20 protein-coding genes and 1 other RNA gene are annotated in these 24,221 nt (G+C 33.4%); 10 read left to right on the top strand and 11 right to left on the bottom strand.

What is annotated here, in order from left to right; all coding sequences use genetic code 11:
• The first annotated feature begins 22 nt into the window (after positions 1-22).
• Both ES674_RS15130 and ES674_RS15125 read left to right on the top strand, forming a co-directional pair.
• A complete protein-coding gene (locus ES674_RS15130) occupies positions 23-634 on the top strand; it encodes a hypothetical protein (protein WP_148405452.1) in 612 nt (203 codons plus the stop codon).
• 89 nt (positions 635-723) lie between these two features.
• Entirely contained in the window at positions 724-2,208 is a 1,485-nt protein-coding gene (locus ES674_RS15125; RefSeq protein ID WP_148405450.1) for a carboxypeptidase-like regulatory domain-containing protein, read from the top strand.
• A gap of 89 nt (positions 2,209-2,297) precedes the next feature.
• On the opposite strand, the gene ES674_RS15120 is transcribed toward ES674_RS15125, so the two are convergent.
• The 5 genes from ES674_RS15120 to ES674_RS15100 form a co-directional block, all read right to left on the bottom strand.
• The gene (locus ES674_RS15120; RefSeq protein WP_148405448.1) at positions 2,298-2,846 is read right to left on the bottom strand and encodes a 1-acyl-sn-glycerol-3-phosphate acyltransferase; all 549 of its coding nucleotides are present in this window, start codon (positions 2,844-2,846) and stop codon (positions 2,298-2,300) included.
• A gap of 1 nt (position 2,847) precedes the next feature.
• A complete protein-coding gene (locus tag ES674_RS15115; RefSeq protein WP_170234033.1) occupies positions 2,848-3,930 on the bottom strand; it encodes an iron-containing alcohol dehydrogenase family protein in 1,083 nt (360 codons plus the stop codon).
• A gap of 129 nt (positions 3,931-4,059) precedes the next feature.
• The gene (locus ES674_RS15110; protein WP_148405446.1) at positions 4,060-4,761 is read right to left on the bottom strand and encodes an HAD family hydrolase; all 702 of its coding nucleotides are present in this window, start codon (positions 4,759-4,761) and stop codon (positions 4,060-4,062) included.
• Positions 4,752-5,483 (bottom strand): 3-deoxy-manno-octulosonate cytidylyltransferase, encoded by a 732-nt coding sequence (gene kdsB / locus ES674_RS15105; RefSeq protein WP_148405444.1) that lies wholly within the window; start codon positions 5,481-5,483, stop codon positions 4,752-4,754. The genes ES674_RS15110 and kdsB overlap by 10 nt, the downstream gene beginning before the upstream one ends.
• A 192-nt stretch (positions 5,484-5,675) precedes the next feature.
• Positions 5,676-7,100 carry an ATP-dependent DNA helicase gene (locus ES674_RS15100; protein WP_148405442.1) on the bottom strand — a complete coding sequence of 475 codons (1,425 nt, stop codon included), beginning with the start codon at positions 7,098-7,100 and terminating at the stop codon, positions 5,676-5,678.
• 122 nt (positions 7,101-7,222) lie between these two features.
• On the opposite strand from ES674_RS15100, the gene ES674_RS15095 reads away from it, so the two are divergent.
• Genes ES674_RS15095 through ES674_RS15085 form a run of 3 tightly spaced genes read left to right on the top strand, consistent with a single transcriptional unit; the run spans position 7,223 to position 9,331 of the window.
• Positions 7,223-7,963, top strand: coding sequence for a hypothetical protein (locus ES674_RS15095; RefSeq protein ID WP_211359311.1), 741 nt, complete (start codon positions 7,223-7,225; stop codon positions 7,961-7,963).
• Positions 7,926-8,768: a DUF3822 family protein gene (locus tag ES674_RS15090; RefSeq protein ID WP_246126085.1), complete on the top strand. Its 843-nt coding sequence runs from the start codon at positions 7,926-7,928 to the stop codon at positions 8,766-8,768. The genes ES674_RS15095 and ES674_RS15090 overlap by 38 nt, the downstream gene beginning before the upstream one ends.
• Positions 8,768-9,331, top strand: a complete 564-nt coding sequence (locus ES674_RS15085) for an RsmD family RNA methyltransferase (protein WP_148405438.1) — start codon at positions 8,768-8,770, stop codon at positions 9,329-9,331. The genes ES674_RS15090 and ES674_RS15085 overlap by 1 nt, the downstream gene beginning before the upstream one ends.
• 67 nt (positions 9,332-9,398) lie before the next feature.
• On the opposite strand, the gene rnpB is transcribed toward ES674_RS15085, so the two are convergent.
• Positions 9,399-9,718: RNase P RNA component class A (rnpB, locus tag ES674_RS15080), an RNA gene on the bottom strand.
• 163 nt (positions 9,719-9,881) lie between these two features.
• Complete coding sequence (locus tag ES674_RS15075; RefSeq protein ID WP_148405437.1) at positions 9,882-11,096, bottom strand: hypothetical protein; 1,215 nt, start codon at positions 11,094-11,096, stop codon at positions 9,882-9,884.
• 255 nt (positions 11,097-11,351) lie between these two features.
• On the opposite strand from ES674_RS15075, the gene ES674_RS15070 reads away from it, so the two are divergent.
• Genes ES674_RS15070 through miaE form a run of 3 tightly spaced genes read left to right on the top strand, consistent with a single transcriptional unit; the run spans position 11,352 to position 14,250 of the window.
• A complete protein-coding gene (locus ES674_RS15070) occupies positions 11,352-13,088 on the top strand; it encodes a DNA polymerase III subunit gamma/tau (RefSeq protein ID WP_148405435.1) in 1,737 nt (578 codons plus the stop codon).
• A 5-nt stretch (positions 13,089-13,093) separates the two neighbouring features.
• Positions 13,094-13,666 carry a hypothetical protein gene (locus tag ES674_RS15065; RefSeq protein WP_148405433.1) on the top strand — a complete coding sequence of 191 codons (573 nt, stop codon included), beginning with the start codon at positions 13,094-13,096 and terminating at the stop codon, positions 13,664-13,666.
• A 2-nt stretch (positions 13,667-13,668) separates the two neighbouring features.
• Positions 13,669-14,250, top strand: coding sequence for a tRNA-(ms[2]io[6]A)-hydroxylase (gene miaE, locus ES674_RS15060; protein WP_148405431.1), 582 nt, complete (start codon positions 13,669-13,671; stop codon positions 14,248-14,250).
• A 61-nt stretch (positions 14,251-14,311) separates the two neighbouring features.
• On the opposite strand, the gene ES674_RS15055 is transcribed toward miaE, so the two are convergent.
• The 4 genes from ES674_RS15055 to ES674_RS15040 form a co-directional block, all read right to left on the bottom strand.
• Complete coding sequence (locus ES674_RS15055) at positions 14,312-14,842, bottom strand: porin family protein (protein ID WP_148405429.1); 531 nt, start codon at positions 14,840-14,842, stop codon at positions 14,312-14,314.
• A gap of 100 nt (positions 14,843-14,942) precedes the next feature.
• Entirely contained in the window at positions 14,943-15,848 is a 906-nt protein-coding gene (locus ES674_RS15050) for a Ppx/GppA phosphatase family protein (protein WP_148405427.1), read from the bottom strand.
• A gap of 1 nt (position 15,849) precedes the next feature.
• Positions 15,850-17,910: a polyphosphate kinase 1 gene (gene ppk1, locus ES674_RS15045; RefSeq protein ID WP_148405425.1), complete on the bottom strand. Its 2,061-nt coding sequence runs from the start codon at positions 17,908-17,910 to the stop codon at positions 15,850-15,852.
• Between the two features lie 84 nt (positions 17,911-17,994).
• Positions 17,995-18,480, bottom strand: a complete 486-nt coding sequence (locus tag ES674_RS15040) for a SixA phosphatase family protein (protein ID WP_148405423.1) — start codon at positions 18,478-18,480, stop codon at positions 17,995-17,997.
• A gap of 508 nt (positions 18,481-18,988) precedes the next feature.
• On the opposite strand from ES674_RS15040, the gene ES674_RS15035 reads away from it, so the two are divergent.
• Together ES674_RS15035 and ES674_RS15030 are read left to right on the top strand one after the other, a co-directional pair.
• A complete protein-coding gene (locus tag ES674_RS15035) occupies positions 18,989-19,495 on the top strand; it encodes a hypothetical protein (RefSeq protein WP_148405421.1) in 507 nt (168 codons plus the stop codon).
• Positions 19,496-19,525: 30 nt separating this feature from the next.
• Positions 19,526-24,221 (top strand): SprB repeat-containing protein (locus ES674_RS15030; RefSeq protein ID WP_148405419.1); only part of this gene is annotated, 4,696 nt, incomplete at its 3' end.

Genomic DNA, 24,221 nt, shown 5'->3' with positions numbered 1-24,221 from the left:
ATTAAAATTATAAATTTTTATTTTGAAACGAAGCTACCTACTTCTAATCTTTACTTTAATCTTTTGTTTTCCAACAACCGATTGTCTTGCTCAAAATGCGGATAAGAAAATTATTTATAAAAATTTAGATGGTAAAAAAATCTGCAAAAGAAAATTTAGAAATAAGATAAAACCAGCCGTATTTGTAAAAACTACTGAAACCGATACCTATATTATCAAACGCTTATCCAATCGTATTGTAGATGGTCAGTTCTCTTCTATTAATCAAGAAAGTTTTTATAGGGAGATTGAAAACATAGTGCAGCAAAAAGTAGATCCTAGTAAAAAACTGGTGTTGCATTATTATAAAAAGCAGAATGAAGCCTTTGAAAAAGATGTTGCTGACGACTTGTATTGGGATTTCATAAAACGAAATTCATCTGAATTTGCTTCGTATTTAATTGTCAGTAAGGATTCTAATATTCCAGCAGATGCTGATAAAAACGTATTTGTGGATGGTAATAATTATTTAGAATCGGAGTTTTTCACGGAATCCGATTCGGAATTATACCATATGCTTTTGAGACCAGATGGCAGTTACAAACTATTTTACGGGTCTTTTGATATCGTTTATATTTTGGATGGCGTTCTTTAAATTTTAAAAACCATTTTGCACTTTGAGTTTATTTTTTCGTTAGCTTGTAACAAATTGTAGCTAGATTCGTCATTATCTAAAATAATCTTATGGTATCAAAAAACACATTCCATTTACTTCATATAGCTGGTCTATTTTTAATTTCATCTTCTAGTTTCAGCCAAACTATCAATGGGAAAATTTTAGACGATGCAAATGCGCCAATTCCTTTTGCTACTATTCAAATTGGTGAAGAGTATGGCGTTATTTCTAATGATGAAGGTAATTTTACTATTCATACATCTAGTTTCCAACCCACAGATTCTGTTTATATTTCCTGTATGGGCTATGAAAAAATAGGATTTCAGGTACACCAATTTAAATCTCAAAAATATATTCTAAAAGATCAGGTTAATGAACTTTCTGAAGTTTATGTAACCGACAGAAAATTGAGCATTGATTCGATTCTATATTATGTAAATGCCAATGCCTCCAAAAACTACCGCTTAAATAATCATGCGTTTAAACTTTTTGGAAGACGTACGGAATATGTGGTGGGAAAAATGGCAGATTTCGAAATAGAAAAATCGTCAAATTTCAGAAAGAAACAATTAGAAGCTTTCAACAGAGATTTTGATGCTTTAGAAAAATCTTTGGTGACTAACAAAACCAAACAGTACACCGACATGGTTTCTACCTTGTATATAAAAGATGCCAAAACTGCTAAATTAAAAGTAGATAAAGCGGTTAGACTTTTAGATGAGCGGAATGATCAGTCTATGGAAAAATTGGCAGATAAGGGCAGTGATATTGTTTTAAAACATTTGGATACGAGTAAGGTTTACACCGTTAAATCGGGCTGGTTTACCGTTTCAGATTCCGTATCCTTAAATAAAAAAAATGACAAAGTATCAGATTCTATAAATGCTATTCGCTTTGTGCGGGAAGCCGCATTTAATATGGTAAAAGAAGTAAATCCTATTTCTGAAACCCTAGAATTAGACTTCCTAACCGATACCAGAAAATACGATTACGAACTTAAAGATTTAACGTTTTTAGATAATGAAATTGTGTATATCATAAGTTTTAAACCGAGACGTGGTTCTGCTAATTATGTGGGAACTATGTATGTTTCCAATCAAACTTTCGCTGTTTTAAGAGCTGATTATGCTTTTTATCCAGGTCGCGAGGGTAAGAAATTAAATTTACGTTTAATTTTAGGTATTAAATTTATAGAGAAAAATAAAGCAAGATCTGTTGCTTATAAAAAAGACTCTGATGGCTATTATTATCCCTATTATATTAAAAATGAAGTGGATCGATATTTCTATCTAAACCGACCTATAAAATTTATTGAAAACGGAAATCGCAGTAATAAAGTGTCTTTCAATTTTAAAGTTGAAGGTACTTTCAAAGAACGTACCGAAATATTAACGCTAGATGTTACTGAATTAGATGCTACACGTTTTAACGGCATTCAAGAAGCTAAAACATTAGATTATGAAACCATAAAGCAATACGATCCGGCACTATGGAAAGACTATAATGTATTAGAACCGCTTCAGGAAAGGAAAGATTTTAAAGTAGAAGACTAATACAGATAAAGATAAAAAAAAGCTACCGTAATTGGTAGCTTTTTATTTAACGTTTATTTTATAATTGAAACATGTTTCCGTTTTCATTCTTATGAATAAGCTGAAACCTTCCCTTCCACACCTTTGAAAAAAGCTTTCATAAATTCGAAATCTGCTTCTAGATTATCCGTTGGATAAAACGGTTCTGAAATGTTATTTTGTTTATTCTTAAAATCTAAAGTAAACATAATAATAGGTACGTTGGCAGCTTTAGCAATATAATAAAATCCTGTTCGCCATTCATTTACTTTTTTACGCGTGCCTTCCGGGGCTAAAGCTAGTCTGAACTCATCATGCTCTTCAAAAAGTTGCGCAATAGCTTCTACTTTATTCTGTTTATTCCCTCTATCTATCGGTGCGCCACCAATGGCTTTTAAATACCAACCGATAGGCCCCATAAAAAGTTCTTTTTTAGCTATAAAATTAGATTTCAAGTGCGAAACTTTTCTTAATAACACACCAATATAAAAGTCGTGCCAACTGGTATGTGGAACCGCAATTAGAACTGCTTTTTTAACGGTATCTTGAGAAAAATTCACATTTCCTGTAACTCGCCATCCAAGCACTTTGAAATAAATAAAGTCAGAAAATCCACCCATATTACATTTTGGAATAGAGATCTCTTAATTTTTGACGCGTCATTATTTTTTTCCATTCTTTACCTAGTGCATTTTCCCATAGTGGTCCTAAACTTAAAGCCACATCAATCATTGTATCAAATTCCGTATCGCTTAAATGGGTGCAAAGACCTTGAGGCAATTGAATTTCATGCTTGGCTTTCATTTCTTTAAAAACGCGCACACCTTCTGGATAAAATTCTTCTAAATGATCAAAAACAATGCAGTTACCAATACCATGTTTGGTGCCTAATAAATAGCCTAAACCATAGCTCATGGCATGAGCAACACCAACTTGAGAATATGCAATACTCATTCCGCCGTGCCAAGATGCCATCATTAATTTATCTTGTCCTTCTTCTTCTGAAAGATTATTATCTAAAAATAGTTCGTAGCATAATTCGTAAGCCTTTTCACCATAACTCTCGCTAAAGGCATTTAAATAAGTTCCTTTTAACGATTCTACACAATGAATAAAACAATCCATTCCCGTGTAAAACCACTGATCTTTAGGAACACCTTTGGTTAATTCTGGATCTAAAATAACTTGGTCAAAGGGTGTATAATCGGAATTTATACCTAATTTCTTTTCAGGACCCGTTAAAACGGTGGTTCTAGAAACTTCGGCACCTGTTCCAGAAATGGTAGGAATACCAACGTGGTAAATAGCAGGGTTTTTTACCAAATCCCAACCTTGATAATCTTTAGCTTCACCATCATTTGTAATCATAATAGCAACGGCTTTTGCCATATCCATAACGGTACCGCCACCAATACCAATAATTCCGGAAGGTCGTTGTTTGGAGGTTACTATTATTTCTTCAACTAAAGCATCTACTTGTGATGTTTTGGGTTCTTCTTCAGCTGAAATAAAAATTATTTTATCGTCATAACCCAAAGGAATACGACTTGTTAATGCGGTATTTTTCTCAAAAACATCATCAACTAAAAAAATAAATGGGGCAATAGAACTTAATCGTTTGGGAGCGATAATATCTTCTAATTGACTAAAACTTCCTCGACCAAAAACAACTCGAGACACCATTGGGTAATTTTTGTAACTCATGTAATATTGTTCTATAATAGAAAAAACAGTACTGTTTTAAAATTCTATTTAATTAATCTTTCCTTATTTATTTGGGAGCTAACTTCAATTTATAAATATCGTTATAATTTCTGAAATCAGCCTGTACTATCATAACATTTCCAGTAAAACCTTTAAACTTTTTATCGTTTTATACGCTTTTCCATTCGTTTCATGTTCTTGAACCTGCTCATGCACCCACGTTGTATGAAATGGCACATGAATGGCATGTGCTTTTAAATTTACCAAGGGTAAAATATCCGATTTTAAAGAATTCCCAATCATTAAAAATTCCGATGGTTTAATATCTAAATGGTTTAAAAGTCGCGAGTAATTGCCTTCTTTTTTATCACTTAAAACTTCTATATGATGAAAATAATCCAGCAATCCAGATTTTTCTAGTTTCCGCTCTTGATCCAATAAATCACCTTTGGTGACAACAATTAAGCGGTATTTTTTTGATAATTCCTTTAAAACCAATTCCACATCATCCAGCAATTCTAAAGGTTTCTCCAACATATCTTTACCAATGTCCAAAATGGCTTGCATAGTTTTGGCAGATACATTATTATGAGAAATTTCTAAAGCTGTTTCTACCATGGACAACATAAAACCTTTAATCCCATAGCCATAAATGGGTAGGTTTTTAATATGGGCTTTATATAACTCTTGATCTATTTTATTTAAGGTTTCGTAAGATGATAATAGGTTTCCAAACGCCACTTCAGCTTCCCGAAAATAGGTTTCATTCACCCAAAGTGTATCATCAGCATCAAAGCCAATAACGTGTATGTTATTATAAATTATTTCCACAATTTGTTAGCTAGTTCTAAATCTTCAGGGGTATCAATTTCAACACCTTGAACATCCGTTTCTACCATTTTAATTTTTTTACCATATTCCAAATAACGAATACACTCAATTTTTTCCGAAGCTTCCAAAGGCAGCATCGGTAAACGGTAAAAATCTAATAAAGCTTGGCGCCTAAAGGCATATACACCTTTGTGCTTATAATATTTCGTATTAATTTCTTTATCTCTTGGAAACGGAATGGGACTTCTTGAAAAGTATAAGGCAAAATTAGAATTATCAACAATGACTTTTACAGTATTTGGATTGGTAATTTCTTCCCAATCGTGAATATGCACCATTAAGGACGCTAAATCTACTTCTTTTAAAGGATCATTATTAAAAACGGTAATTAGCTTTTTTAGGGAGGCAATTTCGGTAAAAGGCTCATCACCTTGTACATTTACCACAATATCCACATCGTCCATGAATTCAATAGCTTCAGCAATTCGGTCGCTTCCACATTCATGTTCTTTAACACTCATAATGGCTTTTCCACCGTGGTTTACAATTTCATCATAAATTATAGCGCTATCGGTAACTACAAAAACATCATCAAATAACTGTGTGTTTACCGTGGCTTCATAGGTTCTTAAAATTACCGTTTTGCCTGCTAAATCTTGCATCAACTTGCCTGGAAAACGCGAGGCTTTGTATCGTGCAGGTATCATGGAAATAATTTTCATAGATAAAGGTGTATTAAACAACTTCAAAAATAAGATAATAAACCTGATTTACCATTTAGAACCTTTAAACTTTTATAAAAGTTCCGGAATACGAACAAGAGCGTTCAAACATTCATATTAAAGCTTAAAAATAGGCCTAGTAATAAGTTCTTAAAGCATTTTAATATTTTGATTTACGCGTAAAATGATTAGCTATTGTTCAAAAAAATCATCTTTAAAACCTATTAAATATAATTTTTCTTTAGCTCTGGTAACGGCCGTGTACAACCAACGCAAATAATCCACAGTTATCCCATCTGGAAGATAGGGTTGCTCCACAAAAACAGTGCTCCACTGCCCTCCTTGCGATTTATGACAGGTGATAGCATAGGAAAATTTCACCTGTAAGGCATTGAAAAATTTATTGTTTTTTACGCCTAAAAACTTCTTGTAATTACTGGATTCATTTTCATAATCCTTCATCACTTCTTGATAAAGCCGATTGGAATCTTCATACGGCAAAGACGGTGTTTCGGCCGTAATAGTATCCAACATTAAAACGGTTTCAAAAGGTATCATCCGCGGATAATCTACCATGCGGATTTTTACTTCAGCAAAGCGAAACCCATATAAATCGATGATGCTGAAAATTTCTAATATTTCAATTATATCACCATTGGCAATAAATCCGGCATCCGAATTTGGCTTCACCCAATAATAATTATTTTTCACCACCATTAAATAATCGCCCGTAGATAATTCATTTTCATTGAACAAAATCCGATTCCGAATTTGCTCATTATACATATTGGCCCGTTTATTACTCCGCACAATTATAGCCGTTTCTTCATTCCCTAGTTCGCTATACGAATCCGTTATAGCGTCCATAATCTCGTAACCATCAATAAGTCTAACAATATCTGTAAAACCCTTTAAATTGAATTTAAAGGTGTCTAGAAACGGTTGATCCAGCATTTCACGTAAAAGTGTGGCGTTTGCCAAAATTCCAGAATCTTGTTCTTGACGCATAACTTCATCCAGTTCCATCTTGGTTACAGATTTATTATAGGTCAATTCCAAAGTGCTTTCATTTAAAGCAGGACTTAAATCTAATTTAACTGGCGGTAATTGGGCTGTATCTCCAATTAATAATAACTTACAGCCAATTCCAGAATAAACATATTGCATTAAATCATCCAACAAAGAGTTTCCGTCAGAAAATTTAGAATCGCCAGGCGTATCTGGAATCATAGAAGCTTCATCTACAATAAAAATCGTGTTTTTATGCTTGTTGGGTTGCATCACAAACTTAACGCCTCCACCTTTTTCTTTCTTCGGAAAGTATATTTTTTTATGAATAGTAAAGGCTTCTTTTCCCGAATAATTAGAGATTACTTTTGCCGCTCGCCCAGTAGGCGCCAATAGTACAGCGCTTTTTTTGGCATGCCATAAATTAGAAACCACAGAGCCAATGATAGTAGTTTTCCCTGTTCCGGCATATCCTTTTAAAAGATATAGATCGTTTTTCCTTTCTGAAAAAATAAATTCTGATAATTGCTGCAAAACAATGTCCTGTTTTAGGGTTGGTTTGAACGGAAACTGTTGTTTTACAAGCGAATAAAATTCATTAGAATTCATTAACAAATAGGGTTTTTAAAATTTTAAGTAAAGATAACAATGATTTTTAGGCTCATTGGCTTTTACGATTAAAAAAAAATTGTAGATTTGCGTACAACCTTAATTCATTTTAATTAAATACTATGTTAACAATAATTTTAATAGTAGTTGCGGTAATCCTTGTAACGATTGGTTTAGTTTGGCTTGTAGACAAATTTGTACCAGCAAAACTTAAACCTGTAATAATTGTATTACTTTGGGTACTTATTGGCTTTTTAGGGTATCAAACATTTATGTCTGTATACAAACCTATTCAATTTGATGAAGCAAAAAACAAACGTTATGCGCAAGTCATTACACGTTTAATTGACATTCGGGATGCCCAATTGGCACACCGTCAAGTAACTGGTGTTTTTGCTCCAAACTTTGAAAACTTAATTAAATTTATTGATACAGCTCAATATACTATTACGCAACGTCGTGATACCTTGGTAATTGACGCTGAATTAACAAAACGTTATGGTGGTGTTGAAACGATGAAAGAATTGACATTAATTGATACATTAGCTTTTGTTTCAGTTAAGGATTCATTATTTCGTACATCTACGCGATACAAGGACATGATGAATGTTCCAGTAGGGAAAGAAGGTGCTAAATTTGAAATGAATGCTGGATTCATAGAATCTGAAGATATTAAAATTCCTGTTTTTGAAGCTTTTGTTAAAAAAGACGTGATTTTATATGATTTAGATAAAGATTCAAGAATTCAAGAAAATCAAGTAATTTCTGTTGATGGTGTAAACGGTGATGCTATCCGTGTTGGATCCATGAACGAAGTTAAAACAAATGGAAACTGGCCAAAAACTTATGGCGATAACGAATAAAATCGATTCTATAAAGAGTAATAAGAACTTGTCCATTCAAATTAGTTTGAATGGACTTTCTTTTTGTATTCTGAATACAGAAAGCAATACAGTTGTGTTTTTAAAGGAAATTTCGACTAAAAAACGAGAAACGCCTTTTAAAATCTTGGATTTGCTAATCGAAACATTTGAAACTGAAAAAGCGCTTCAAACAGCTTTTAATGAAATACATGTAATTCATGAAAATGAATTAGCCACTTTAGTTCCTGAATCTCTTTTTCAAGAAGAGAATCTAGCCGATTATCTAAAATTTAATTCTAAAATATTACGCTCGGATTTTATTAGTTTTGATAAAATTGAAAGTAATAAAAGCGTGAATGTTTATGTGCCTTATGTAAACATCAACAATTATATTTATGAGCAGTTTGGTGTGTTTTCTTACAAACATTTTTCAACGGTTTTAATTGAAACTATTTTAGAAAAAGAGCAAACGGAAACAGACATAAAAATGTATGTGCATGTTCAAAGTTCGCATTTTGAAATTGTTGTTGTAAATCAAGGCCAACTTATACTCTACAACAGTTTTGAGTATATTACAAAAGAAGATTTTATCTATTATGTCCTTTTTACTGCAGAACAATTACAACTTAATCCAGACGAACTTATTTTAGTATTTTTAGGAAAAGTTTCAGATAATGATGAGTTGCATAAAATAGCCTATAAATACATTCGTCATATTCGATTTGCTAAACGCCATGACACGTTTAAATATTTAGAAAAACCTGAAAGCAATCATGCTTTTTTCACTTTAATTCACAGTTTATAATGCGTATCGTATCAGGTCAATTTAAAGGCCGTAGAATTACAGCACCAAAAAAACTTCCGGTTCGTCCTACAACGGATATGGCGAAAGAAGCCTTGTTTAATATTTTAAACAATCAGTATTATTTTGATTCAGTCTCCGTACTCGATTTGTTTTCCGGCACCGGAAACATCAGCTATGAATTTGCATCTAGAGGTTCTGAAAACGTAACTTGTGTAGATGAAAATTTTGCGTGTATTAAATTTATAAATGAAACGGCCGATGGTTTTGGTATGTCCTTAAACACCATAAAAAGCGATGTTTTTAAGTATTTAGAAAAATGCAATAAGAAGTTTACTATTATTTTTGCCGATCCACCTTATGATTTCCCGTTGGAGGAATTCAGTAAAATTCCCGCATTGGTTTTTCAAAATAATTTATTAGAGTCTAATGGTGTTTTAATTGTAGAACATTCCAAGCATACGCCACTGTCAGAATTAGAACATTATAGTTATTCCAAGAGCTATGGTGGTAATGTGTTCAGCTTTTTTGAAATGCCTTCAGATGAAGACGACGAAGAAGAATAGATTTAAATTTTCTGAAAAAATTATTTTAATATAAAAACAAAGCTCCTTGAAATTCAAGGAGCTTGTTTATTTAAACAAATCTATAAGCCGAATTCTGTACTTTCTAATTAAAAATTAAAAAGCCCTTATCATTTATCTGGATGCATTGTTACCAATACATTCTAGCTGCCTACCCTCCAACAATCGCACGTGCCGCGCTCAAACGTTGGTATACATGACATTGCACCACATAGAGTTTACCTGGTTTCACTACAGCATAACCTGTACATACTTTCTGTTGCACTTTTCCTAACCTCACGGCTGGTGGCTGTTAGCCACTATGTTTGCACTCCGGTGTTCGGACTTTCCTAACCAAAACAAGTTTGGTTCGATAAGGCGATTTACTTGTGCGTAAAACTACAATAAAGTAATTTATGTTTTTAAAGGAAGATGGCTTTTATTTTAAAAGTTTGCTTGACGCTTATTAATAGGAGAACTGGATTTTTGTAAAAGTAAATTGGAAAGTGTTGTTCATCTATTACTATATGTTATATACGGATGTTGGCAATAGTTATTTTACTTTCTGTTCAAATTTAAAGGACTGTTTTCCATTCGTAACTACAATTTCATAAGTTCCTTTTTTCAAACCAAGATTACAGTTATCTGTTTTATTTTCTATCTCTGTTATGTCAACTGGAATTGCGAAATTTATATCTTCTCCTTTTTTGAATGCTAAAATCATAACTGGAAATTCAATTTGAATGTCATTTAGCGAAATAGAAATATTTTTATTTCCATTTTCAAATAGCCAATTAGGTCTATTGTTAATATATTTGGTATTTGGATGAAACACGACAATATCTGTGTAAGCTTCATCACGTTCATATTTTAAAGGGTTTTTGTTTTTATCTATTAGAATGGTAGATTCCGATATGTTAAGGGCTTTTAAAAATGGTTGATTTAATTCAGAATTTCCTCTTTCACTAAATTTAGTTTGATTTATTGTAAAAGGATTTATTCCTGTATATTCAGTTAATCTACTTGCCATAGCTTTTTCCCAATAATCGTGATTGCCTTCTAATGCGTGGTCATAACCACAATGAATTAAAAATTTTTCATTCGGTTTTGAGTTGATTACTTTTTGAATATTTTTAGCTTGCTCAATTTCTCTTGGCTTTCCACTACCATTCCCCATACTCTCATAGGCAAACAAATTATAACCAATATTTAAAGCATCTCTAACTAAATTCCCAAATTGAGGGTCTTTTATATAATATCCTGTTTTTTGAATTGGATATTTTCTATTAATGAGGGTTGAATTTAGACTATCATTATTGGTCAAAGCTTCAAGTCCTAAATTTGTATATCCATTATCGAACAACTCTTTAAGAAGTGATTTTGTAAATACTCGATGAAACGAATTATGATGAGCTTCGTTTATTATTACTATTTGATTTTCTTTGGCTTTTTCTATAATATAATTTCGAGCATTAATTTTTTTATACTTATTATTTATAGAATCTATTTGTGTTTTAGAAAAGTTTTTTTCTTTTCCTCCCATTCCCAAATCATACTGAATTAAGGCGTTTTTATAGTCTCCTTTTGTCGCATAACTCGTTGCAGATTTTTGATATTTCCAATTAACTGTATCTTTAGAAGTCTCATTCTCAATTACTGAAGAAAATTTATAATTTGTTTCAAAATCAATTTTTTCAATTGTTATTTTGTTTTCTTTGCAAGATGTTAAAAGAAGAATGACTGTTAATATGTAAAATGTTTCTCTCATAATTATTGCCAACTCGTTATATAACAACTTTTATTATCCATATCCCGCAAATAAATCAGGATATGGAAATTTTCAGTTATCGTTATCCTGTAAATATAATTTATTTTTGTTAGAATAGAATCTTAATTATACCAATGGCTATTGTTAATAACTCCTATTAAATTCTATGTTCAAAATCTTGAATTATGAACTTGTTGTTTAACTTTGTTACTGATTCAGTTTTCTATAAAAAAACTGAATTAAATTCAGTAAAAAATGGAACACTTTGTAGTATCAGCGCGCAAATACAGACCACAAACGTTTAAGGACGTTGTTGGGCAGCATGCTATTACAAATACTTTATTAAACGCCATTGAAAACAACCATTTAGCTCAAGGTTTATTATTTACAGGTCCTCGTGGTGTTGGTAAAACAACATGTGCGCGTATTTTGGCCAAAATGATTAATAGCGATGGAACTGAAAAAGAAGATGAAGATTTTGCTTTTAATATTTTTGAACTCGATGCAGCTTCTAATAACTCGGTAGATGATATTAGAAATTTAACGGATCAAGTCCGTATTCCGCCGCAAGTTGGGAAATATAAAGTCTATATTATCGACGAGGTCCACATGTTATCTCAAGCTGCTTTTAATGCGTTTTTAAAAACATTAGAAGAGCCACCAAAACATTGCATCTTTATTTTAGCAACAACCGAAAAGCATAAAATTATTCCAACCATTTTATCGCGTTGCCAGATTTTCGACTTTAAACGTATTACGGTTAAAGACGCCAAGGCGTACTTACAATATATTGCCAAAGAGCAAGGTATTACTGCCGAAGATGATGCCCTTCATATTATAGCTCAAAAAGCCGATGGCGCCATGCGTGACGCTTTATCCATTTTTGATCGTGTGGTTAGTTTTTCAGGGAAAAATTTAACGCGTCAAGCGGTTACTGAAAATTTAAATGTGCTGGATTATGAAACGTATTTTAAAAGCACTGATTTAATTTTAGAAAATAAAATCCCAGAATTATTATTACAATTCAATAGTATTTTAGCTAAAGGGTTTGATGGCCATCATTATATTGCTGGTCTAGCATCGCACTTCAGGGATTTGCTAGTTTGCCAAAATCCAAGTACAGTTGAATTATTGGAAGTGGGTGAAGAAACACAAGTCAAATATTTAGAACAATCCCGAAAAGCATCTCAAGCCTTTTTATTTGAAGGTATTGAAAAAGCTAACGATTGTGATTTGAAATACAAGTCCAGTAGAAACCAGCGTCTGCTGGTAGAACTCTGCCTTATGCAACTTGCCTCTATCACTTTCGATGGAGAAAAAAAAAATTCTAAACAGTTTATAATTCCGCCGAGTTATTTTGAAAAGATTGGCATAAAACCCATTCCTGTAAATACCAAGGCTATTACCTCCACTCCTGCTTCAACTGTGGCCAGTCCGGAGATTTCTAAAGCTACACAACAAGTAACAAGCAATCAAGTTGCTGAACCTGTACAAGACGACTCAAGACGTGTTCTAACTTTAGACGCTAAACGGAAAACGACATCGGGTTTATCAATAAAAAGTCTTAAAACCAAAAAAGAACATAAAATCCGACAAATGGATGTGGTGGTAGACGAAACCGAACTACCTAAAGATACTTTCACGCAAGACCAATTAGTAAGTGTTTGGAATGTTTTTGTTAAAGAATTGGAAGCGACTGGAAAATTCAATTTAGCTTCTATTTTATCCATTGATGTTCCTAAAGCAAATGGAAATGCCATTCAACTAGAATTTCCAAATGCCACTAATAAATTGGAAGTTGAACGGGAACAATATGAACTTTTAGGATTTATTCGAAAAGAACTGAACAATTTTGATATTCATTTAGACATTACTATTAATGAGGAAATGGAAAAGCAATATGCCTATACAACTGAAGAGCAGTTTGAGAAATTAAAAGAAAAAAACCCGGCTATTGATGTCTTAAAAAAGACCTTTGGTTTAGATTTTTAAAACCTATGAAATATACAAGCCTTATTATATTATTGGTATTTGCAATCACCTTTGCCGCTTGTGATGGACGCGATAGATTGGAAAAAACGCCACAAGAAATACTGAAAGAAACCAAACTGTTAGATTCTTTTTCAACCAAGACAGTCTTTATCCCTCAAACGTATACGGAAATTAAAACCGATACCATTTTAAACAATGGTTTTCGTATTAAAATTAAAACCTATTCCGATTTGGAAAACAATTTGGTAGACAGTATAAAAATCGATTCCATTACGACTAAAACGTTTTACCGCGAATTTATAAGTGAGGTAACCGTTTTTAAAGATGAAAAAGAAATTTTCAATAAAACCGTGGATAAATCCTTTTTCAATACTGAAAATGAGAGCCTCAATGAAGACTTAAAGATGATGACTTTATTAAGCGTTGCTGTAGAAAATTCACCAGATTTAGCATTAAAAGAATTGGAAGAAGCCCAAATAAGCTTTTATTACAATCATATTAAAGGCGATTATAAATTACAATACACACTACGAATTAAGCCAAATGGAAAATTCATAGTATCTAATTTTGAAAATTAAACATGTTAGGACTTAAATTACCAACAGACCCAAGATGGGTAAACATTGTAGAAAAAAATATTGAAGATATTTTAACGGATCACGCCTATTGCGAGCAAAAAGCAGCGAGTACAGCTATTTCGCTTATAGTCGGTTTTCCAGAATACACAGACTTGGTGCAAGAAATGATTACTTTGGTTAAAGAAGAAATCAGTCATTTTAAAATGGTTCATGACCGGATTATAGATCATGGTTGGATATTAGGTCGGGATCGTAAAGACGATTACGTTTTAAAGCTAATTACCTTCTTTCCAAAAGGTGGCAGCCGTACCACGCAATTGGTTCACAGATTGCTTTACGCAGCTTTAATTGAAGCTAGAAGTTGTGAACGTTTTCGTTTGCTTTCCGAAGAATTAAAAGATAAAGAATTAGCTGAATTTTATAGAAAATTGATGGTTAGTGAAGCCAATCATTACACCATGTTTTTAGGTTTTGCTAGACAGTATGGTAATCGTGAAGAGGTAGATAAAAAGTGGAATGACTTATTAGAGTTTGAAGCAAATATTATGAAAGATTTAGGCACTAAGGAAACCATTCACGGATAGAGCAAAAAAAAACTCCAACACAAAAAGCGTTGGAGTTCTTCAAATATAATTGGTTAATTAGTTAAATCTTTACACCAATACCTATTTGGATATTAGAGTTTTTAGCTTCTAATCCTGCAGGATTATCATCTAAAATATTAGTTACACCATAATGGTATCTAGCGTCGATAAATAATTCATCAGTAATCATAAATTCGATGGCACCAACTCCAGAGAAACCGAAGTTTCCATATCCATCTTCAAATTCATGAACCTTAACGCCAATTAAAGGACCAGCACCCAATGACATTCTATCACCAAGTTTAAATTTCAATAAAATAGGCGCTTGAATATAATCCACACGTAAGTTTCTATCTTTTGCTCCTTCTGCAGAAAATTGAATTTCTGGTGCTAAAGAAATAGAAGATGACAAGCTATATTCTCCAAAGAAACCAATAGCAAATCCATTTCGGTGTTGGTTATCAAAGGTTGCATCTGGTTCAAAATCTAAATTTGAAACGTTCATTCCTGCTCGAACACCATACATAGCATTTTGGGCATATGAAACGGATGCAATTATAACAAAGGCTAATAAGAGTAATTGTTTTTTCATAATTAAATAAGTTTTACAAGGTCTTAAATTTGATTTAGTTCTAGCGAATATATATCATTTTCTTAAATATAGGTTAATAAAAAGACAAACTGCATGATTTTTACTGTGTATTACTTGAAACGGTATCGAAATAGATACTTTTTATAATTCCATCTGCTAAACCAATTTTTGGCACAAAAATGTCCTTGGCACCACTCCATTTCATAGAAGATAAGTAAATACGGGTTGCTGGAATAATTACATCAGCACGATCCTGATTTAAATCGAGTTCCGAAATACGTTCTTCATAAGAATAGGTTTGCAACATATTGTAATAGGATGTTAAATAAAAGTAAGTCAACGGTTTGCCTATAGGTTTACCCGAAATTTTGAATATTTTATTAATGTTTCCACCAGTTCCTAAAACGTCAATTTTCTCAAAATCTTTGGTATGCGTTTTAATCCATTGTTCCAGCTCGTACCAAGTTTCATTTTTTACAATATCATTCAGTAATCTAACCGTTCCTATTTTAAAAGATTTAGATGTTATGGAGTTTCCATTATGAATTACAGTAAACTCCGAACTTCCACCACCCACATCAACATATAAATAGGTTTTATCTGGATTTATGTAAGCGTTTAAATCTGTTGCAGCAATAATTGCCGCTTCTTCTTCGCCATCAATGGTATCAATTCTAATGTCGGTTTTTTCTAATATTTTATTGGAAATTTTAGTACCATTACTCGCTTCTCTCATGGCCGATGTAGCACAGGCTTTATATTTTACCACATTATGAGATTTCATAAGCAGTTTGAAGGCTTGCATAGTGTCTAATAAGCGTTCGCCGTTATGTTTTGAAATTTTACCTTTCATAAACACATCAGAACCTAGACGAATGGGCACACGAACCAGCGAACTTTTTTTAAAGCGCGTGGGTTTACCTTTTTCCTCTATAATATTCGCTATTAGCAACCTTACGGCATTGGAACCAATATCTATTGCAGCGTATTTTTTTATGGTTAGCATGCTAACTTTTTAGTTTATTTAAATAGTATTCATAAATGGCAAATTGCGCACGAATAATAGGCTCCTTACGCTCTTTATACTGATTATTTTGGGTTTCATTTAAGATACGTGCTTTTACGTTAGCACTCCAAAAAATAGCAAAATTATCTAATAATTCCTGTTTAATATCTTCATCATAAATAGGACAGCTTACTTCCACTCTATTTTCAATATTTCGGGTCATTAAATCGGCTGATGAAATATAAATTTGTGCATTTTCATCTGGACCAAAAATATAAAGTCTGGAGTGTTCCAAAAATTTATCAACGATGCTCACTACCTCAATGTTTTCACTCATGCCTTTAACACCTGGAATTAAACAGCAAATGCCTCGAACAACCATTTGAATTTTAACACCAGCACGACTTGCTTCATACAATTTATCCACCATTCGATAACTCGATAAACTATTCATTTTAAACCGTATTTGCGCAGGTTTCCCTAAAGATGCATTTACAATTTGTGCATTAATTAACCTAAAAAATGCTTTCTCCGTATAATGCGGTGATGTAATTATGTGCTTGTATTGGTATATTTTATAATTAATTTCAAAGAAACTAAAGACCTTATTAATGTCTTTCAATATTTTTTGATTGGCCGTAAATAAGGTATAATCCGTATATATTTTAGCAGTAGATTCATTGAAATTCCCGGTGCTAATAAAGCCGTAGCGAATAATTTTATGCGCTTCTTCACGCTCAATAACACACATTTTGCTGTGTACTTTTAAACCTTGAACACCAAAAATTAAATGCACACCTTCATTCTGCATTTGCTGGGCATAATCAATATTGGCTTGCTCGTCAAATCGGGCTTGAATTTCAATAGAAACTATTACCTTTTTGCCGTTTTTAGCAGCGTTAATAAGTGAACTCGCTACATGCGAAATTTGAGCCAATCGGTAAATGGTAATTTTAATATTACTCACTTTAGGATCTAAAGCAGCTTCTCTTAAAAATTTAACGATATAGGAAAATGTATGATATGGTGTATGAATTAAATAATCTTTATGCGCAATAGATTTAAAAATACTATCCTGAAAATTTAATCCTTTTACCGATAAAGCCTCAATTTTGGTGTACAATAAATCGGTTCGACCCAAACTTGGAAAATCCATATAATCACGACGATTGTGGTACCGGCCTCCTGGAATTTTACTGTCGGTAGAATCAATATTCATTTTCTTCATTAAATAGGACAAGGTTTCCGCATCAATGGTTTTATCATAAACAAAACGAACAGGCTCTCCTATTTGACGGTGCTTAACACTATCTGAAATTTTTTCTATAAAACTTTTACTTAAATCACTTTCCAAGTCCAACTCACCATCTCTGGTAATTTTAATCATGTGGGCTGAAATGGTTTCGTAATCAAAAATATCGAAAATTTCATCTAAACAATAACGCAAAAGATCATCCAACATGATGATATAGCTTTTACCATCTTTTTTTGGTAAAACTACAAACCGATCCATGGATTTAGATATTTCAATCAATGCATATTGATTGCTGCCATTCGCCAAGCCTAATTTTATAGCTAAATAGGCTGCACTATCCTTTAAATTGGGCAATTCTATAGAATCGCTTAAAATAATAGTCACCAAAGCGGGACTCACTTTTTGATGAAAATATGTTTTTATAAAGTGATGTTGCGAAGGTTGAATCTCCGTTTCATTAATAATAAAAATATTTTCGTCTTCTAATTTCTTATGAATTTTGCTTAATATTTCTAAACTATCACTTTGTTGTTTTATAACAATTTGGGTAATAATATCTAATAACTCATTCGCTTTAATACCACCAAGTTCACTTTTTCCTCCTTTTCCAGCTTCCACGATACGTTTTACTGTGGCATAACGGACTTTAAAAAATTCATCTAAATTGTTTGAGAAAATACCTAAAAAGCGAAGCCTTTCAATTAATGGAACGGTTTCATCATCGGCTTCCTGTAGCACACGGTCGTTAAACTGGAGCCAACTAACTTCTCTATTTATATAGCGGTTTTCTATTACGTGGTTTGTCATTAACTATTTTTACTTGTCCTACAAATATATTATAATAAGATGAATTTTCGCTCATCAGTATGAGACTTGAAGCATTTCTTTATATCATTTAAGATCTTTGGGGAAAATTACCTGTACGGTTTCACCCAAAGCTATTTCTTTCCAAGATTTAACATCAAAAGTAATGGTTACAAGCCCAGAAGTTGGAACATTTTCTATAAATCTATCGCCGAAGGTGTTAACAAAATTAGTTATGGCTTCGTTATGTCCAAAAACCATAAGATGATTTATAGAATCCGAGCAATTTTTAATGTGAAACGTTAAATATTTACCCGAAAAATCATACAATTCATGATTAAATTCACAAATTTTTGATGGAATTTTCAAAATATCTATGAAAATTTCTGCTGTTGTTTTAGCACGAACTGCTGTGCTCGAAATTAATTTATCGGGCTGAAATTGACGCAAATTAATATGATTTGCAACTAAATGGGCATCGCTAAAACCGCGGTCGTTTAACGGTCTTTGGATATCAGGAAGGTTGAGAACCCAAGATGATTTAGCATGGCGAATAAGTGTCAGTGTTTTCATATAATATCGATTAAAGGTTAAATAATTCAGTTTAAGTGTTGTTTTAATAAGACAAAAAACCTACATTGCCGTCCTTAAAACCAATTAAACGCTATTAACCGACCTAATTTACATGAAAAAATGAATCTACAAAACCACTTCCCCTAAATTTTGCAATCCTTAAAAATGAGTTTATTAGATAAAGCGCAGCCGTTTAATCTAACCTATTCATCGACTAAGTGTTTTAATTATTCCTTTGAACGAATTTTTGAGTTATTTAACATTTTTTTTTGATTAGATGCTTTAATCGTATGTTATTTGCTAAGTAAGCTATTAATCAAATGATTCCAAATCCATCTAAAAAACCTAATCCATTGGCATGTTCGCATGCTCTTCCCTCAACAATTTTTAGAAAATCGAATATGTCATTAAATCTTGTAAAGACTTAAGACTCTTTTGAACGATTAGAATAAATTGATTTTATAGCTCTTATTAAAGAAGAAGTTAAAAAAATTATATATCACTACTTATGAAAAATAGAATGAACGCAACTTTAGCATCCCTAACAATGGTTTGTATGCTATCAATTTTGTTTTCTGCAAATGGATTTGCACAAAATAATATTCAAAGAATTTTTGACAACAGTTCTGAAAATAGCAGTATGCGATCTTCGGTAACTATTCCAAATGAGTTATTGCATGGTAACAATCCAACCATCTACATTCAGAATTCAGAAATCATTAATGTTACGGGAACTGAAAGTCCTACAGTTTTAAAACTTTTAGATGCATCGTCTAACAGTTTATTACAAGCTAGCAACAGATCCTATAATAGTGTACAAGTAATTACTATTACGCTTAACCAAATGTCAGATTTAAATAACAGATTGGACTTATCTAGAATCAACGGATTTACTTCTTTAAGATATGTGTACATAAAATGTTTGTTCGAGTGTTCAGATGAACAAGTGCGAAATTATCTTATGAACGCCGATTCTGTAACGACCGTTTTTTATAAAGTTGTAAACCCTTCCTAAATTAAATAATAATAATTAATTATTATAAACATGAAAAAACTATACGCTATTAAAGTTCCAGCTCATAGAAATATTGTACAGCTACTGCTAGTAACGATTATGTTATTAGGTGCTAGTTTCTATAGTTTTGGTCAAGTTCGTGAGCCTTTTACTCCAAGGACTTCAGATTTTTCGCCAAGCAAAACGGTTTACAATGTAAAAGGTGATTTTACCATGGCTGGTAATACCAACCTGACATTAGTAAATTATTCCGATACTAAAAACAACAGTAACAACGACATGAAATTTGTGGACGTTGATGGAGATCCTTTAACTAAAAACTCCTCTTCTTCTACTTTAAAATTTTCAGAAGAAAATGGAGCCACGCCATCTTGTTCAAATATTGTTTATGCTGGTTTATACTGGTCAGGTAGAAGTAACGCTAATAATTTTACAGATTTACAACGTAGAACCGTTAAATTTAAAGGACCTGGACAAAGCTATCAAACTATAGTTGCTGATGCTGGTGATATTAGATATCCTGGTGATGCTGGTATGTATGCTGGTTATAAAGAGGTAACCAATATTGTTAGAAATGGTGGTATCGGGGATTATTTTGTTGCTGATATGGCACTTACTCAAGGAGACGGCGGAAGTACCGGTTATTACGGCGGCTGGGGACTTGTAGTTGTTTACGAAAACTCTAAAATGGATTGGCGTGATGTAACCGTTTTTGATGGTTATGCTTATGTGGTTGGTGGAACTGCTCAACATACTATAAATGTTTCTGGGTTTAAAGCGGTTCAAAATGGCCCTGTAAACTTCAAGCTTGGTATGATGGCTGGTGAAGGTGACGTAGGAATTTCAGGTGATTATTTCCAAATAAAACGACAATCAGATAATCAATTTCAAAGTTTATCACATTCTGGAAATTCAGCAAATAACTTCTTTAACTCTTCCATTTTAACGGGTGGAAATGCAAGAAATTTAAATAGAAAAAACAATACAGGTATAGACATTGCCATGTTTGATGTTGCAAATACAAACAACTCAATTATTGACAACAACCAAACAAGTACACAATTTAGATATGGCTCTACAGGAGATACGTACATTATTTATAATGTAATTTTTTCGGTTGTAGCCTATGTTCCTGAATCTGAAGGTTTATTATCAGCAAATACGATTAATGGTGCGCCAGCGACTCAACCTTATGTTGTTGAGCCTGGTGATGTTGTGCAATATGGTGTAGAAATTAGAAACCGTGGAACAGAAGCCATAACTAATGGAAAATTAGTAATTCCTATTCCATATACATCGCAATTTGTTCCTGGAAGTATTTCATACAATGAAATTAATCCATTGTTTACTTCTTCTCCACCCTATTTCGCTCCTAATTTAGGTGCAACAGGTTCTATTGTTTGGGATATTTCTTATCTTCCTTTAAACATTAACAATTTAAATGAGTTAATGGCCAGCATCACATTTGAGCTGACATCCACAACGGATTGTGCCATTCTTATAAATAATAATTGTGCGCCTAAAATTGTAATTGTAGGTGGTAATATTTCTGGTACAGGTGTTGTTTCTCAAAGTAATTACTCCTTACCACTTATACAAGGTTACCAACAAAATGGTGTTTGTCAAGGTGAACCTAATATAAATCCTATTGAAATTGATATTGACTCGGCTCAATACATTATTGATAACTGTACTAACGTTTCAGTAGAAAGAGAGTTCTTTTATTGTGATTTTCAAGGAAATACCATTCCGGTATCAGCTGTTTCAGCAAATTTCCCTCCAGGATCTAGATTTTACAACTCATATCCCGTAACGGATTCTTCAACGCAGTATACAGTTAACAACCCTTTTCCTGCAACAATTGGTATCACTACTTATTATGCAGTTCCTCCGGGAGATACGGGATGTAGCTATATTTTTACTATTGAAGTAAATGAGGTTACAACTTCACCTACAACTTCCAACGTAACATATTGTCTAGGTGAAACGGCAGTTCCTTTAACAGCAACTCCTACCAATCCAAGCTACGTTCTTTTATATTACACCGATAATACTACAAATGATGGTTTAACGAGTTTAACACCTTCTACCAACATAGCAGGGACTTTTACCTATTATGTTGCTGAAGGACCAAGTACTACTTGTACTGGAGATCGTTCACCAATTACGGTAACGGTACTTAACCCAATTACCATCACATTAAATAGCTTAACGAACACAGGATGTTCTGGAGGCAATAGTGGTGCTATTGATATTTCTGTAATTGGCGGAACAGGTCCTTATACGTATTCTTGGAATAATGCAGGAAATGCAACAACACAAGATTTAACAGGTTTACCTGCGGGAACTTATACAGTTACAGTTTCAGACACAAATTCAAATTGTTCTGCAACTGCTGATTATGAAATTATTTTAGAGAATTCTACACCTCCTACATTAATAGCACCTGATGCGATTGTGATGAATGGTTGTAATGCCACTGATATATCAGTTGGAAGTGAAACTGCTTTAGATTTCAATATCGCAATTACGACTATTACAGAAGCTCAATTTCTAGCGGAAGGCGGAACATTTACAGCAAATGCTGTTGCTAGCATTACCTATCAAGACAAATCTTTAGGTACCTGTCCTGTAGGCGTAGTTAGAACTTATACAATAACAGACGATTGCGATCAAACAGCGACAGCTACTCAAACCTTCACAATTAACACGCCACCTTTAGTGATTAGTACTATTAATGGTAGTGGTCTTGTAAATTGCGCCGCTGAAGCTACTGAAACCTTTACAGTTCCTACTATTACAGATGCTTGTGGTAATACAATAACACCGTCTGCTGCTGCAATTACAAACAGTCCAGATCCAATTACTTGTGAAGGAACACGCACTTATACATATACGTTTACGGATTGTAATAACAATGAAGCTACGTGGTCTTATGTTTACACTATTGAATATTTAGAATTTGATACTATCACTGCGACATCTGCCCCTGCTGATTGTTATGCAGGTATTGTATTACCAACATTGCCATCAGTTACTGATGCATGTGGAAATGTTTTAACACCAACGGGTCCTGTAGAATCGTCTACGCCAACTTGTGAGGGTGCTGTTACTTACACTTGGACATATACCGATTGTGCTGGTAATACACAAGATTACGTGCATACTGCAAATATTACTTTACCTGAATTTGATACGATCACTGCGACATCTGCCCCTGCTGATTGTTATGCAGGTATTGTATTACCAACATTGCCATCAGTTACTGATGCATGTGGAAATGTTTTAACACCAACAGGTCCTGTAGAATCCTCTACGCCATCTTGTGAAGGTGCTGTTACTTACACTTGGACTTATACAGATTGTGCTGGTAATACACAAGATTACGTGCATACTGCAAATATTGCTTTACCTGAATTTGATACGATCACTGCGACATCTACTCCTGCTGATTGTTATGCAAGTATTGTATTACCAACATTGCCATCAGTTACTGATGCATGTGGAAATGTTTTAACACCAACGGGTCCTGTAGAATCCTCTACGCCATCTTGTGAAGGTGCTGTTACTTACACTTGGACTTATACAGATTGTGCTGGTAATACACAAGATTACGTGCATACTGCAAATATTGCTTTACCTGAATTTGATACGATCACTGCGACATCTGCCCCTGCTGATTGTTATGCAGGTATTGTATTACCAACATTGCCATCAGTTACTGATGCATGTGGAAATGTTTTAACACCAACAGGTCCTGTAGAATCCTCTACGCCGTCTTGTGAAGGTGCTGTTACTTACACTTGGACTTATACAGATTGTGCTGGTAATACACAAGATTACGTGCATACTGCAAATATTGCTTTACCTGAATTTGATACGATCACTCCGACATCTGCCCCTGCTGATTGTTATGCAGGTATTGTATTACCAACATTGCCATCAGTTACTGATGCATGTGGAAATGTTTTAACACCAACAGGTCCTGTAGAATCCTCTACGCCAACTTGTGAGGGTGCTGTTACTTACACTTGGACTTATACAGATTGTGCTGGTAATACACAAGATTACGTGCATACTGCAAATATTGAATTTACAGCTTTTACAATTGATACACCGAATGGTGATGCGGACGTGGCTTGCGCATCTTTAGCAGTTGAGCCAACGCCTCCTGTTGTTGTAGATAGTTGTGGAAATAATATAGTGCCATCAGGCCCTGTTGAAGGTGGAACCTTTGTTGATTGTGAAGGTACTGTTTCATATACCTATACTTATACCGATTGTGCTGGAAACTCACTTGATTGGTCGTACGTTTATAACGTTCAATTAGAAGAAATTCAATTGCCAGCTAATGAAGGAACACAAGTTGCTTGTGCTGCTGATGCTGATGTAAGTCTTGTAAATCCTCCAGTTATTAATGATAGCTGTGGTTTACCAATCAATCCTATTGGCCCTGTTCAAGGCGGTACTTATGATAATTGTGAAGGTACAATAACGTTTACTTACACATATCCAAGCTGTCAAGGTTCCAGTAATGAATGGGTTTACACATACACCATAGTAGCTGTAGATTTTGATACTATCACTGCGACATCTGCCCCTGCTGATTGTTATGCAGGTATTGTATTACCAACATTGCCATCAGTTACTGATGCATGTGGAAATGTATTAATACCAACAGGTCCAGTAGAATCGTCTGCGCCAACTTGTGAAGGTGCTGTTACTT

Origin of the sequence: Bizionia myxarmorum (assembly GCF_008086205.1) — a bacterium.
Lineage (GTDB): Bacteria > Bacteroidota > Bacteroidia > Flavobacteriales > Flavobacteriaceae > Algorimicrobium > Algorimicrobium myxarmorum.
Note: the sequence above shows the minus strand (reverse complement) of the source record. Positions and strands in the feature narration are given on the sequence as shown.

Excerpts from the sequence above, each read along its gene's own strand:
- ES674_RS15055 (WP_148405429.1), bottom strand. The coding sequence starts at position 14,842 with ATGAAAAAACAATTACTCTTATTAGCCTTTGTTATAATTGCATCCGTT.
- ES674_RS15090 (WP_246126085.1), top strand. The coding sequence starts at position 7,926 with ATGGAAACTGGCCAAAAACTTATGGCGATAACGAATAAAATCGATTCT.
- ES674_RS15115 (WP_170234033.1), bottom strand. The coding sequence starts at position 3,930 with ATGAGTTACAAAAATTACCCAATGGTGTCTCGAGTTGTTTTTGGTCGA.
- kdsB (WP_148405444.1), bottom strand. The coding sequence starts at position 5,483 with ATGAAAATTATTTCCATGATACCTGCACGATACAAAGCCTCGCGTTTT.
- miaE (WP_148405431.1), top strand. The coding sequence starts at position 13,669 with ATGTTAGGACTTAAATTACCAACAGACCCAAGATGGGTAAACATTGTA.
- ES674_RS15040 (WP_148405423.1), bottom strand. The coding sequence starts at position 18,480 with ATGAAAACACTGACACTTATTCGCCATGCTAAATCATCTTGGGTTCTC.
- ES674_RS15050 (WP_148405427.1), bottom strand. The coding sequence starts at position 15,848 with ATGCTAACCATAAAAAAATACGCTGCAATAGATATTGGTTCCAATGCC.
- ppk1 (WP_148405425.1), bottom strand. The coding sequence starts at position 17,910 with ATGACAAACCACGTAATAGAAAACCGCTATATAAATAGAGAAGTTAGT.
- ES674_RS15125 (WP_148405450.1), top strand. The coding sequence starts at position 724 with ATGGTATCAAAAAACACATTCCATTTACTTCATATAGCTGGTCTATTT.
- ES674_RS15035 (WP_148405421.1), top strand. The coding sequence starts at position 18,989 with ATGAAAAATAGAATGAACGCAACTTTAGCATCCCTAACAATGGTTTGT.
- ES674_RS15075 (WP_148405437.1), bottom strand. The coding sequence starts at position 11,096 with ATGAGAGAAACATTTTACATATTAACAGTCATTCTTCTTTTAACATCT.
- ES674_RS15095 (WP_211359311.1), top strand. The coding sequence starts at position 7,223 with ATGTTAACAATAATTTTAATAGTAGTTGCGGTAATCCTTGTAACGATT.
- ES674_RS15100 (WP_148405442.1), bottom strand. The coding sequence starts at position 7,100 with ATGAATTCTAATGAATTTTATTCGCTTGTAAAACAACAGTTTCCGTTC.
- ES674_RS15070 (WP_148405435.1), top strand. The coding sequence starts at position 11,352 with ATGGAACACTTTGTAGTATCAGCGCGCAAATACAGACCACAAACGTTT.
- ES674_RS15085 (WP_148405438.1), top strand. The coding sequence starts at position 8,768 with ATGCGTATCGTATCAGGTCAATTTAAAGGCCGTAGAATTACAGCACCA.
- ES674_RS15120 (WP_148405448.1), bottom strand. The coding sequence starts at position 2,846 with ATGGGTGGATTTTCTGACTTTATTTATTTCAAAGTGCTTGGATGGCGA.
- ES674_RS15065 (WP_148405433.1), top strand. The coding sequence starts at position 13,094 with ATGAAATATACAAGCCTTATTATATTATTGGTATTTGCAATCACCTTT.